The 12,687-nt window shown below is 65.2% G+C and carries 13 protein-coding genes; 3 read left to right on the top strand and 10 right to left on the bottom strand.

All coding sequences use genetic code 11. The features are described from left to right. Positions 1-48: 48 nt before the first annotated feature. From B2246_RS25170 to B2246_RS25160, 3 genes are read right to left on the bottom strand one after another with little or no spacing between them, the layout of a single operon-like run. Positions 49-543, bottom strand: a complete 495-nt coding sequence (locus B2246_RS25170) for a hypothetical protein (RefSeq protein WP_035884710.1) — start codon at positions 541-543, stop codon at positions 49-51. Then, positions 540-974, bottom strand: a complete 435-nt coding sequence (locus B2246_RS25165; protein ID WP_011517375.1) for a DNA polymerase III subunit chi — start codon at positions 972-974, stop codon at positions 540-542. Before B2246_RS25165 ends, B2246_RS25170 begins: the two co-directional genes overlap by 4 nt. Positions 975-1,019: 45 nt before the next feature. Continuing rightward, complete coding sequence (locus B2246_RS25160) at positions 1,020-2,552, bottom strand: leucyl aminopeptidase (protein ID WP_035884709.1); 1,533 nt, start codon at positions 2,550-2,552, stop codon at positions 1,020-1,022. A gap of 164 nt (positions 2,553-2,716) precedes the next feature. On the opposite strand from B2246_RS25160, the gene lptF reads away from it, so the two are divergent. From lptF to B2246_RS25145, 3 genes are read left to right on the top strand one after another with little or no spacing between them, the layout of a single operon-like run. Further along, on the top strand, positions 2,717-3,835 hold the full coding sequence (lptF, locus tag B2246_RS25155) for an LPS export ABC transporter permease LptF (RefSeq protein ID WP_011517377.1): 1,119 nt from the start codon (positions 2,717-2,719) through the stop codon (positions 3,833-3,835). After that, the gene (gene lptG, locus B2246_RS25150) at positions 3,832-4,995 is read left to right on the top strand and encodes an LPS export ABC transporter permease LptG (protein WP_011517378.1); all 1,164 of its coding nucleotides are present in this window, start codon (positions 3,832-3,834) and stop codon (positions 4,993-4,995) included. Before lptF ends, lptG begins: the two co-directional genes overlap by 4 nt. Before the next feature lie 2 nt (positions 4,996-4,997). Next, positions 4,998-5,402: a sirohydrochlorin chelatase gene (locus B2246_RS25145; RefSeq protein WP_011517379.1), complete on the top strand. Its 405-nt coding sequence runs from the start codon at positions 4,998-5,000 to the stop codon at positions 5,400-5,402. Between the two features lie 65 nt (positions 5,403-5,467). Here B2246_RS25145 and cobA read toward each other — a convergent pair whose 3' ends face one another. The 7 genes from cobA to B2246_RS25110 all read right to left on the bottom strand — a co-directional run bounded on the left by cobA (position 5,468) and on the right by B2246_RS25110 (position 12,555). Next, entirely contained in the window at positions 5,468-6,232 is a 765-nt protein-coding gene (cobA, locus tag B2246_RS25140) for a uroporphyrinogen-III C-methyltransferase (protein WP_035884708.1), read from the bottom strand. Between the two features lie 39 nt (positions 6,233-6,271). Further along, complete coding sequence (locus B2246_RS25135) at positions 6,272-7,576, bottom strand: sulfate adenylyltransferase subunit 1 (RefSeq protein WP_008644107.1); 1,305 nt, start codon at positions 7,574-7,576, stop codon at positions 6,272-6,274. 25 nt (positions 7,577-7,601) lie between these two features. After that, positions 7,602-8,573 carry a sulfate adenylyltransferase subunit CysD gene (gene cysD, locus B2246_RS25130; protein WP_011517381.1) on the bottom strand — a complete coding sequence of 324 codons (972 nt, stop codon included), beginning with the start codon at positions 8,571-8,573 and terminating at the stop codon, positions 7,602-7,604. Between the two features lie 26 nt (positions 8,574-8,599). Beyond that, positions 8,600-9,400, bottom strand: a complete 801-nt coding sequence (locus B2246_RS25125; RefSeq protein ID WP_011517382.1) for a phosphoadenylyl-sulfate reductase — start codon at positions 9,398-9,400, stop codon at positions 8,600-8,602. Then, entirely contained in the window at positions 9,397-9,972 is a 576-nt protein-coding gene (locus tag B2246_RS25120; protein ID WP_035884707.1) for a DUF934 domain-containing protein, read from the bottom strand. Before B2246_RS25120 ends, B2246_RS25125 begins: the two co-directional genes overlap by 4 nt. A gap of 18 nt (positions 9,973-9,990) precedes the next feature. Then, complete coding sequence (locus tag B2246_RS25115) at positions 9,991-11,673, bottom strand: nitrite/sulfite reductase (RefSeq protein WP_008644114.1); 1,683 nt, start codon at positions 11,671-11,673, stop codon at positions 9,991-9,993. 108 nt (positions 11,674-11,781) lie between these two features. After that, positions 11,782-12,555 carry a sulfite exporter TauE/SafE family protein gene (locus tag B2246_RS25110; RefSeq protein WP_008644115.1) on the bottom strand — a complete coding sequence of 258 codons (774 nt, stop codon included), beginning with the start codon at positions 12,553-12,555 and terminating at the stop codon, positions 11,782-11,784. Between the last annotated feature and the right edge of the window lie 132 nt (positions 12,556-12,687).

Below are 12,687 nucleotides of genomic sequence, written 5' to 3'. Positions count from 1 at the left end.
TATTGCTTGGGTGCCGATACCGGCGCGGGCCGGTAGCAAGGCCCAGGCTTACATCCCGCCCGGGTCCCGCTCGATTTCCTCCAACGTCGCGTCGAGCCACTCCACCAACCGGGCCTCGAGGGCCTGGGTCAGTTCATTGGCCAGTTGCGCCGTCAGCGGCGCCAGCCTCGATTGCAGCGTGGCTTCGGTATGGGCTTCCACCACCTGCGGCCACTCGGTGCGGAAGCGCATCATCACGCGCGTCAGCAACTCGGTGCGCACCGCACGCAGGTCGTCAGCCCCCGGCATGAACGGGGCCGTGTCCACCACGTCGGACGCCGCAGCCGGCGCGTCCTCTCCCGTCGATCCGAAATCGCCGACCGCGGTGACCACGCCAGATTCTGGCATGTCCGCCGTGTCGATCACCGTGGCCTGGGCTGGCGCGGGTGCGGGTGCCGGCGCATCGAACACGGTGTCCGGCAACTCGACCACTTCGGTCAGCAGCGGCACGCTGTCATTGGGATCCAGCCGCGGAATGACCCGCGAAGTCGTGCGTTCGCTCATGCCGCATCTCCCTTGGCCTGGCCAATGTCATGGTGCGTGAGCGGATAGCCGCGCTCACGATAGAAACGATACCGCTCCCGCCCGGAATCCCGGGCTTCGGGCGTGGCGCCGACCACTTCGATCAACCGTTCGAAGCTGGCGAACTGCGCCGGGGCCTCCGGCGCCAGGTTCACCAGCAACTGATGGTGCGGGACGCCGTCGAGCGCGGCGGCCAGGATGATCGGCGTCACCGCCGCATTCGGGCTGTCGACCCCGCAGTGCGGCAGGAAGTCGAGCGGCGAAAACGACCACAGCCGCGCGTCGAGCTGCGCTAGCTGCTGCGGCGCGCCGTGCACCACCACCTTCTGCCCTGCCCCATAGGCCTTGCGAACCAGCCGGCAGACATATGTCAGCGTGTCCGGCACATTGCTATGGAAGTCGATGCGCGTCATCCCGGCTACCTTTACCTGATCCTAAAATCCGCCCGATACGCCCGATTAGGCCGCGCGGTCCATCAGGAACTGCGTCAGCAACGGCACCGGACGGCCCGTGGCGCCCTTGGCCGCGCCGCTCTTCCACGCTGTGCCGGCGATGTCGAGGTGGGCCCAGTCGTACTTCTCGGTATAACGCGCCAGGAAGCAGGCCGCGGTCACGCTGCCGGCCGGACGGCCACCGATATTGGCCATATCGGCAAAGTTCGACTTGAGCTGGTCCTGGTAGTCATCGTCCAGCGGCAGACGCCAGGCCGTATCCATGGCCTTGCGGCCGGCACCCAGCAACTGGTCCGCCAGCGCGTCGCTGCGGGCGTACAGGCCGCTGTTGACGTGGCCGAGCGCGATGATGCAGGCACCGGTCAGCGTGGCCACGTCGATCACGGCGGCCGGCTTGAAGCGCTCCACGTAAGTCAGCGCGTCGCACAGGATCAGGCGGCCTTCGGCATCGGTATTGAGGATTTCGATGGTCTGGCCGGACATGCTGGTCACTACGTCGCCCGGCTTGGTGGCGATGCCGCTCGGCATGTTCTCGCAAGTCGGCACCACGGCGATCACGTTCTGCTTCAGGCCCATTTCGGCCACGGCCTGGAGCGTGCCCAGCACCGATGCCGCGCCGCACATGTCGTACTTCATCTCGTCCATGCCCTCGCCCGGCTTCAGCGAGATGCCACCCGTATCGAACGTGATGCCCTTGCCCACCAGCACCACCGGCGCCTGCTTGGCGCTCGCGCCGTCATAGCGCAGCACGATGAACTGCGGCGGCTCGACGCTGCCCTTGGTCACGGCAAGGAAGGCGCCCATGTTGAGCGCCTCGATCTGCTTGCGGCCCAGGATCTCCACCTTGAGCTTGTGGCGCTTGGCGATGCCACGGGCGGTATTGGCCAGATAGGTCGGCGTGCAGATGTTGGACGGCAGGTTGCCCAGATCGCGGGTCAGTTCCATGCCGTTGGCGATGGCAGTGCCACGCACGGCGGCCTGCGAGGCGGCCTTGGCGTCGCCCACGTCCACGGCCAGCACGATCTTGCGCAGCGTCGCCTTTTCGTTGGCGCCGGCGCCCCGGGGCGCGCGCTTGAGCTCGGGATGGCGCTCCAGCAGGCGATAACCGGCCTCCCGGACCAGCGTGATCGTGGTGATGATGGCCCAGGCAACGTCGCGCTGCTGCGGTGGCTGCTGAACCAGGCACCAGAGCGCCGAGGCGGCGCGCGTGCCGCCCAGGGCACGCGTGGCCGTGCGCACGGCTTCGGCAAAGGCCTTGTCGTTGAAATCGGCTTCCTTGCCCAGGCCCACCAGCAGCACGCGGGCGGCGCCAACGCCGGCCACCTCGTGCAGCATCAGTTGCGTGCCGCGCTTGCCTTCGAAGTCGCCTTGCTTGACCAGACGCGCCACCAGCCCCTTGGTGGCAACGTCCAGCGCCTTGGCCACGCCGGCCAGACTTTGGCCCTCGAACAGGCCAACCACCAGACAGTCCGTCTTCGTGGCCAAGAAACCATTTTGGCCGGCTTTGCTCAGATCCAGGGCTTTTGTGCTAAATTCCATCGCGCTTCCTTCAAGGGGCTCGTCGAAAAGAAACCCCCATTATCCGCGATTTTCATCCGCGATCCGCCGCCGCCGATCCAGAAAGCTGACAGCCCGCGGTCCTGCCAGTCCATCGGCCCCCGGCGCATCGCCCGCTCCGGCCGGCAGCCGGAAGCGTGTCTTGCATGATCTTCCAACAAGCCCTGCGGCGCGAACTCGCCTACACCGCCGGTGCGGTGTTCCTGGTGATGCTGACGTTCATGCTGACGTCGCTCGTGATCCGTATCCTGGGAATGGCCGCCAATGGCAAGGCCAGCCCCAACGACGTGCTGATGCTCATCGGCCTGGCGACGATCGGCTATCTGTCGATCCTGCTGTCGGCCACGCTGTTCATCTCGACGCTGATCGTCCTGACCCGGTGGTACAAGGACTCCGAGATGGTGGTGTGGTTCTCGTCCGGCGTCTCCCTGCGCGATCTGATCAAGCCGGTGCTGCAGTTCGCCGCGCCGTTCTTCGTCATGGCGCTGCTGCTGGGCCTGTTCGCGTGGCCGTGGGCCAACCAGCAGAGCGCGCTGTTTCGCGACCGCTTCGAGCAGCGCGGCGTGCTCTCGATGATCGCCTCGGGCCGCTTCATCGAGCCGGCCAATGGTAACTACGTGCTGTTTATCGAAGGCATCGACGCCGACATGAAGCACGCGCGCAATGTCTTCGTGGCCAATGCCGAATCGGGCAAGATCGGTGTGGCGCTGGCGCATCAGGGCCAGTTCGAGACAATGCCCAACGGCGACCGTCTGGTGGTCATGGAACATGGCCGCCGCTACGCCGGCATTCCCGGCCAGCTCAATTACCGGATTGTCGAGTTCGACAAGTACGCGGTCAAGGTCGACAACAAGCCGCAGGATGCCGCCGCCGACCTGCCGACCAAGAGCCGCGACACGATCGACCTGATCCGCGACCCGACCCGCGAGAACCTGGGCGAACTGCTCTGGCGGATCTCGCTGCCGATCCTGGCGTTCAACTTCGTGATGATCGCGATCCCGCTGGCCTACGTGAATCCGCGTCTGGGCCGGTACACCCCGCTTGTCTTTGCCGTGCTGATCTACCTGACCTACAGCAACCTGATCAACCTGGCGCAGGCCTGGGTCCGTTCCGGCGCGATGTCGTTCTGGATGGCCATCTGGCCGATCCACCTGGCCGTGTTCCTGTGCGCGCTGGTGATGTTCCGCTACCGCGCCAACCGTAGCCTGGGAGGCTGGCGTGCCGTCTTCGGCCTGCGCCGCAAGACCACCGGGGGCCGCGCATGAGGGTGCTGAGCGTCTACGAGCGCTACTTCGCTCGCCTGATCTATGGGGTTTTCGCCTTCATCCTGTTCGCGGTGCTGGCCCTGTTCGTGTTCTTCGACATGCTTAGCGAGCTGGAAAGCGTCCAGGGCAAGTACACGTCGCTGATCGCGTTCTTCCACGTCATGCTGGAGGCGCCGACGCGTATCTACGAGGTGCTGCCGATCGCGGTGCTGATCAGCGCGATTTACGTCTTCTCGCAACTTGCCAGCCAGTCGGAGTACACGATCTTCCGCGTGGCCGGCCTGAACACGCGGCAGGCGCTGTTCTCGCTGTTCAAGCTGGCGGTGCCGCTGGCGCTGGCCACGTTCATCTTCGGCGAGTTCATCGGCCCGGCAGCCGAACAGTACGCGCAGAAGATCAAGCTCGAGGCAATCGGTGCCACCGTGTCATCGGGCTTCCGCTCGGGCGTCTGGGTCAAGGACCGCGATCGCGAGCCCGAGGAGAAGGGCGCGGGAGAAATCACCCGCTTCGTGAACGTGCAAGGCCTGAGGCCCGACCAGTCGATTACCGGCGTCACGATCTATGAATTCGACAAGGACTACCGCCTGCGCGTGATCCGCGTGGCCAAGGAAGGCAAGTACCAGGGCGGGCAGTCCTGGCAGCTCAACGACGTCAACGAGACGCGCTTCATCGAGCTGCGTGACGGCCAGCCGGCCGCCAATCGTGACGCGCTGGCACCCGACTTCCGCGGCGAGCAGGTGCAGTTCCCGAACATCCTGATGCACTCCGAGCTGACGCCGCAGATCCTGTCGGTGCTGCTGGTGCAGCCGGAGAACATGTCGACGGTCAACCTGTTCCGCTACATCCGCCACCTGCGCGACAACAAGCAGGACACGCAGCGCTACGAAATCGCGTTCTGGAAGAAGGTGGTGTATCCGCTGACGCTGTTCGTGATGGTCGCGCTGGCGCTGCCGTTCGCATACCTCCATGCCCGTGCGGGCGCGGTGGGCGTGAAGGTGTTCGGCGGCATCATGCTGGGCCTGTCGTTCCACCTGTCCAACACGCTGTTCTCGCACGTGGGCCTGCTGCATACCTGGCCGCCGATCGTCTCCGCGCTGGTGCCCGGCACGCTCTACCTGATGATTGCGCTCGGCGCGCTGCGCTGGGTCGATCGCCACTGATCATGGGCGCTGGGCGACAAGGGCTCATCCTGTTCGGGCACGGCGCGCGCGACGCGCGCTGGCGCGATCCGTTCGACCGGCTTCACGAAAAGCTCGTGGCGTTGCTGCCGGACTGTGCGGTTCGACTGGCGTTCCTGGAACTGATGACGCCGTCGCTGGAGGACGCCATCGACGAGCTGGCGGCGGCTGGCGTTGGCGCGATCACGGTCGTGCCGGTGTTCTTCGGCCAGGGTGGGCATCTGCGGCGCGATTTCCCGCTGCTGATCGACGCGTGCCGGGCGAAGTATCCGGGGGTGGAGATTCGCGCTTCGGATGCGGTCGGCGAAGTCGACAGCGTGCTCGATGCCATCGCGGCATATTGCGCGCTGACCCTTTCTCCCGCTCCCGCCCCCGATTCTGGACATTAGCCCGGGACACAAAATGCAAAAAGGCCAGAGTCAATCTCTGGCCTTTTTTCCACCGGGCAAACCGATCACGCGGCGCGTTCGGCTTCCACGTACTCCGTCGCCCTGCTCCCCAAGGCCTCGCCGATCATCAGCAGGCTGGGCTGCACCGGGTCCATCCAGCGTGCCGCCTCGCCTGCCGCCATCTGGCCCAGCGTGAACTGGTGGCTGCGCTGGCGCGGCGTCGTAGCGGCTTCCACTACCCATGCGGGTGTCGACGCCGGCTTGCCGCGAGCGATCAACTGCGTCGCAATGTTCGCCGCCTGATCACGGCCCATGTAGTAGATGATCGTGTCTGCCTTCACATCGGCCTCCACGTCGACGGCATCGGCCGCCTTGGCCTGGGTAGCGAACGCCACGCTGCGCGATACACCACGCTTGGTCAAGGGCCGGCCGATCGCGCTGGCCGCCGCGAGCGCCGCGGTGATGCCGGGCACCACCTCGTACTCGATACCGGCCGCTTCCAGCGCCTGCAACTCCTCGTCGGCGCGGCCAAACAGCATCGGGTCGCCGCCCTTGAGCCGCACCACGCGCTCGTACTTCGTGGCCAGATCGACGATCTGGCGATTGATGAAGAGTTGCGCCGTGGAACGCTGGCCGCAGCGCTTGCCCACCTCGACCAGTTCGGCCTGCGGACACCACGCCAGCATCTCGGGCGATACGAGTGCATCGTGCAGCACGACCTGCGCCTCGCCCAACAGTCGTGCGCCGCGCACCGTAATGAGATCGGCCGCGCCGGGACCCGCACCAATCAGGTACACCTTGCCCGTGGCCTTGCCGTGCTGCCTGTCCATCCTGACCCTCGCTGTATGAAATGCCCGACTCAGACGATATCAGGCATACGCACGGATCATGCCCGCCGCCACCGTGTGGTTGGTGGCTTCGTCGATCAGCACGAACGCGCCCGTCGCCGGATTGTCGCCGTATGTATCGCAGACGATCGGCTTCTGCAGCGAGATCTGCACCGAACCGATGTCGTTCAGGTTGATCTCATGGCGGCCGGTTTCGTGCGACAGCGTATGCACATCCAGCACGCGATCCACCGCCGACACGCGCGCGAACACGCTGGCCGTAGTGTGCTTGAGCACGTACTTGCGCGACGGGTTCAGCGACTCGTCATCGAACCAGCACAGGTCGGCAGTCAGCTTCTTCGCCGATTCGGCGGCGGTATCGGCCGACACGAACATGTCACCACGCGATACATCAACGTCTTCGGCCAGACGCACCGTGACGGTGTCGCCGGCGCTGGCGGAATCGGCCGATCCATTCGGCGTCAGCACTTCGGCCACCACGGCTTCGCGATTGGCGGGCAGCACGCGCAGCTTCTGGCCCACGCGCACGGTGCCGGCTTCCACACGGCCAGCGTAGCCACGGAAGTCGTCGGCGGCGGAACCGTCCTGGCGAACCACCAGTTGCACCGGGAAGCGCAGCGCGGCATCGCCTACCGGCGCCACATCTTCCACCGGCAGCGATTCCAGCAGCGGCAGCAGCGGCTCGCCCTGGTACCACGGCATGGCGTCGCTGGCATGGACGATGTTGTCGCCACGCAGTGCCGACACCGGCACGTAGGTCACATCCTTCAGGCCCAGTTGCGCGGCCAGTTCGATGTAGGCGGCGCGGATCTCGTTGAAGCGCTGCTCGCTGTAGTCAACCAGGTCCATCTTGTTCACGGCGACGATCACGTGCTGCAGTTCCAGCAACTTCAGGATTGCCGAGTGACGCTTGGTCTGGGCCAGCAGCTCGGCGCGGCCGTCCTTGACCGTGACGCGGGTGGCATCCACCAGCACGATGGCGGCGTGCGCAGTCGAGGCGCCCGTCACCATGTTGCGCGTGTACTGCTCGTGGCCCGGCGTATCGGCAATGATGAACTTGCGGCGCGCGGTCGAGAAATAGCGGTAAGCCACGTCGATCGTGATGCCCTGCTCTCGCTCGGCCTCGAGGCCGTCGGTCAGCAGCGAGAAGTCGATCTGCTCGCCAGCGGTGCGCTTGTTCTTGGCGTTGGCCAGCGCGGTGAGCTGGTCGGACAGCACTGCCTTGCTGTCAAACAACAGACGGCCGATCAGCGTGCTCTTGCCGTCGTCCACGGAGCCCGCGGTGATGAAACGCAGCAGGCCTTGATGTTGGGATTGGTGAGACATTGTCGTATTCCTCTGCTGCGTCGATTTAGAAGTAGCCTTCTTTTTTCCGGCGTTCCATCGACGCTTCGCTCGTCTGGTCGTCCATGCGGGTGGCGCCGCGCTCGGTGATCTCGGTCACCGCGGTCTCCGCGATGATCTCCACCGGCGTGGCCGCGGTGCTAGCCACCGGGCACGTGCAGCTGATGTCGCCCACGGTGCGGAAGCGGACCGACAGCACTTCGCTCACATCGCCATCCTGCTTCGGCGTAATCGGCGTCACCGGCACCAGCAGGCCGTTCTTGCGCACCACTTCGCGCTCGTGCGCGTAGTAGATCGGCGGCAGGGCCAGGTTTTCGCGGGCGATGTACTGCCACACGTCGAGTTCGGTCCAGTTCGAGATCGGGAACACGCGCATCTGCTCGCCTTGGGCCATGCGGGCGTTGTACAGGCTCCACAGTTCCGGGCGTTGGGCCTTCGGGTCCCACTGGCCGAACTCGTCGCGGAACGAGAAGATGCGCTCCTTGGCGCGAGCCTTTTCTTCATCGCGACGGGCACCGCCCATCAGCGCGTCGAACTTGTGCGCCTCGATCGTTTCCAGCAGCGTCACAGCCTGTGCGGCGTTGCGCGAATCGGTTTCCTTGCGCAGGCGCACGGTGCCACGCTTGATCGAATCCTCGACATGGCCCACCACCAGGCGCGCGCCCAGTTCGCCCACACGCTGGTCGCGGAACTGGATCACTTCCGGATAGTTGTGGCCGGTGTCGATGTGGACCAGCGGGAACGGCAGCTCCACCTTGCGGTCGCCCAGGCGGAAGGCCTTGAGCGCCAGATGCAGCATGACAATCGAATCCTTGCCGCCGGAGAACAGCAGCGCCGGGTTGCGGCACTCGGCCACCACCTCGCGGATGATGTAGATCGATTCGGCTTCGAGCCGGTCGAGGTGGTCGTTCTGGACCTGCAGCAGGTGTTCCACGTTGGCGGGGATGCCTGCGCTTGCGATGTCGTTCATGATGCCCATGTCGTTCTCGGCCTCAAATATTCTGTTCAGTGCTTGATGTTCTGTTCGTGGAGCCCGCACTCTTTCGAGTCCTTGCTCTCCCACCACCACCGTCCGGCGCGTACATCCTCGCCGGCCTTGACCGCCCGCGTACAGGGCTCGCAACCGATGCTCGGATAGCCCTTCTCGTGCAGCGCGTTGACCGGGACGTTGTGGCGCGACAGGTACGCCCACACTTCGGCCTCGGTCCAGTCGGCCAGCGGATTGAACTTGGGAATGCCGCGCGACTCGTCCGTTTCCTCGAACGGCAGTTCGGCGCGCGTCACGGCCTGCTCGCGGCGCTGGCCCGTCATCCACGCATCGGCGTGCGAAAGCGCGCGATTGAGCGGTTCCACCTTGCGGATGCCGCAGCAGCTCTTGCGCAGGTCCACGCTGTCGTAGAAGGCATTCAGGCCGTTCTTCTTCAGGTAGTTCTCCACGGCTTCCTGGTCGGGCGTGAACTGCTCGATCGTGTAGCCGTAGTGCGTCTCGACCTTGTCCAGCACAGCAAGCGTTTCGGCGTGCAGGCGGCCGGTGTTCAGCGTGAACACGCGGATGCCGGCGCGCACGGCCGGGCTGCCGCGCAGGATCGCGTCGGTCAGCACCATGTCTTCGGCGGCCAGGCTCGTGGCGAAGCGCGCGCGGAAGAAACGTGCCGCGATGCCGGACAGGCGTTCGGCCAGTTCACGTTCCTTCACTTCGAGCGCCTCGATCGTGCCGGCGTACGCCGGCTTCGTCCACAGCGCTGGGGGGCGCAGCGACGACACCGAACCGTCGACGACTGGGATCTCGGAGATCACGGAGCTCATGCCACGCCCCGGGCGGTCACGTCGGCACGTGCGCGGCGGAACAGCGGCAGCGGCTCGTCCACCGAAGCCTGGTAGGCCACCGTGAACTCGGTGAAGCCCTTCAGCGCGTCGTCGATGTTCTTGTCGGCGCGCACCGCGAAAGTGTCGAAGCCGCAGCGCTTCATGAAGTTGAGCTGATCGCGCAGCACGTCACCGATCGCGCGCAGCTGGCCTGCCCAGTGGTAGCGCGTGCGCAGCAGATAGGCCGACGAGAAACCGCGGCCATCGCGGAACACCGGGAAGTCCACGGCCACGACCGATACGCGATCGAACAGCGCTTCGGCGTCGCCCGGCTCGTCTTCCGGCGCCAGCCACACGCCGGTGATGGCCTTGTCGCGGCCAGCCAGCAGGGCTTCGTTCGCCTTCCACACTGACAGCGGGAACAGCACGGCGTCGGTGCCTTGCGCGACGACAGCGATCTTTGCCTCGTCGAGCGGTTCGGTTTCGGTGGCACGCAGCACGGTCCAGCTATCGTCGACGATGACAGGACGGAATTCGGCGGCGTCGCGTTGCAGTTGAATGATCTTTGCCATGTTCGGTAACTCCGTTCGTCAGGCTTCGGCGCGCTCTTCGCGCTGCTTGTCCGCGTACACCCGTTCCTTGAACGGCGCGATGCCAATCCGGCCAACGGTTTCGATAAAGCGCTCGTCGCCAACACGGTTGGCCACGAATGTCTCGATGATGCGCGACACCACATCGGGCATCTCGTGGGCGCTGAACGACGGGCCGATCACCTTGCCCAGCGCCGTGTCATTGCCCTGGGCGCCGCCGATCGTGACCTGGTACCACTCGGCGCCATCCTTGTCGACGCCCAGCACGCCGATGTTGCCGACGTGGTGGTGGCCGCAGGCGTTGATGCAACCCGAGATGTTCAGCGAGATGTCGCCGAGGTCGTAGACGTAGTCGAGGTTGTCGAAGCGCTCCTGGATCGCCAGCGCGATCGGAATCGACTTGGCGTTAGCCAGCGAGCAGAAGTCGCCGCCCGGGCAGGCGATGATGTCGGTCAGCAGGCCGATGTTGGCCGTGGCCAGACCTGCCTTCTTCGCGTCTTCCCACAGTGCGAACAGGTCACGCTTCTTCACGTCGGGCAGCACCAGGTTCTGCTCATGCGCCACGCGCAGTTCGCCATAGCCATAGCGATCAGCGAAATCGGCAACCGTGTCCATTTGCGCGGACGTGGCATCGCCCGGGGGCGACACCGGACCCGGCTTGGTCGACAGCGTCACGGATGCATAGCCCGGCACCTTGTGCGCGTGCACGTTGCGGTTGACCCAGCGTGCGAATGCCTTGTTCTCGAGCAGGTGCTTTTCGAACGATGCGTCGGTGTCGGGCAGCTTTTCGTAGGCGGGCGGCTGAAAGTACTGCGCCACGCGATCGAACTCGGCCTGCGTCAGCGTGCCCGGGCCGTCCTTGCTGAACTTCCACTCTTCTTCCACTTCGGCGGCGAACTTCTCGGCGCCGATGGCCTTCACCAGGATCTTGATGCGGGCCTTGTACTTGTTGTCGCGGCGGCCGTAGCGGTTGTACACGCGGATCGCGGACTCCACATAGGTCAGCATGTGCTGCCACGGCAGATCTTCCTTGATGATCGTGCCCAGAATCGGCGTGCGGCCCAGACCTCCACCAGCAAGGATGCGCAGGCGCGTCTCGCCAGCGGCGTTCTTGTACGCATAGATGCCGATATCGTGCATCTGCACCACGGCGCGGTCATCGGCCGACGACGAGATGGCGATCTTGAACTTGCGCGGCAGGAACGCGAATTCGGGCTGGAACGTGCTCCACTGGCGCAGCAGTTCGGCCAGCACGCGCGGGTCCACCGTCTCGTCCGGCGCCACGCCGGCGAACTGGTCGGTGGTGATGTTGCGCACGCAGTTGCCGGAGGTCTGGATGCCGTGCATTTCGACGCTGGCGAGGTCGTCCAGCACGTCGGGCACGCGCTCCAGATCCATCCAGTTGTACTGGATGTTCTGGCGCGTGGAGAAATGGCCGTAGTCGCGGTCGTAGGTGCGGGCGATATGGGCCAGCATGCGCATCTGCTTCGAGGCCAGCAGGCCGTACGGAATCGCCACGCGCAGCATGTAGGCGTGACGCTGCATGTACAGGCCGTTCTGCAGGCGCAGCGGCAGGAATTCTTCCTCGGTCAGCTCATCGGACAGGCGGCGACGCACCTGGTCACGGAACTGGGCAACGCGCTCCTGGACGATACGCTGGTCATATTGATCGTACTGATACATGGTGTGGGTCCGTTCAGTATTCGGTAACTTTAGGGAGGCTGGTCAGGAATGAAGCGAAGCAGTTCTGGCAAGGCCGCGAAACGACGCCTGAATCATTCATAACCGGTCTCATGAAACGAGCTTGATGGCCACGAGCGTCAGCGTCGTGGCAAGTGCGGCGCGCACGATCCGCTCGGGCAGTGCCCGCGACAGTTGCGCACCGAGCCAGATGCCGGGGATCGAGCCCACCAGCAGCGCCAGCAACAGATTCCAGTCGACCGTGCCGAGCCACACGTGGCCCAGCCCTGCCACGGCCGTGAGCGGCACCGCGTAGGCGATATCGGTACCGGCCACTTCGGCCGGTTTCATATGGGGATACAGCAGCAGGATCAGGGTCGCGCCCACGGCGCCGGCACCGATCGACGACACCGTCACCAGCACGCCGATCACGGCGCCCACCAGCACGGTGGCCACCACCTGCTTGCGGCCTTCGAGCTGGAAGCGCGGGTTACGCGCCAGCCAGGCCAGCATCTGCTTGCGGAACAGCAGCGACAGCACGGTCAGCAGGACCGACACACCGATCGTCACGCGGATCGCGTGGAGCCACTGCGCATTGAGTTCACCCGCGCTCTTGAGCACGAGGATGGCGGCCACGGCGGCCGGCAGGCTGCCCACGCACAGGCGGCGCACCACCTGCCACTGCACATGGCCGTGCGCCCGGTGGGCCAGCGTGCCGAAGCCCTTGGTAATCGAGGCAAACGCCAGGTCAGTGCCCACCGCGGTGGCCGGCGAGAAGCCGAACAACAGCGTCAGCAGCGGCGTCATGAGCGAACCCCCGCCGACTCCGGTCAGACCGACCAGGAGACCTACCAGCAGACCGGAAACGGTATAGGCAAGGGACATCGGGGGGGATTCTCGAGTTGCCCGGCTTTCCCCTCGTCCGCGTCACCTATACAGGCTGGGGGCTGGACGCAATACGGGCAGGCCGAACGTTTAACAAAGTTCGAGAATCGTAATAAACTCGCCTCATACCTC

This window comes from Cupriavidus sp. UBA2010, assembly GCF_002335265.1.
In the GTDB taxonomy this organism is placed as follows: Bacteria; Pseudomonadota; Gammaproteobacteria; order Burkholderiales; family Burkholderiaceae; genus Cupriavidus; species Cupriavidus metallidurans.
This window is presented reverse-complemented; position numbering and strand designations above follow the sequence as displayed.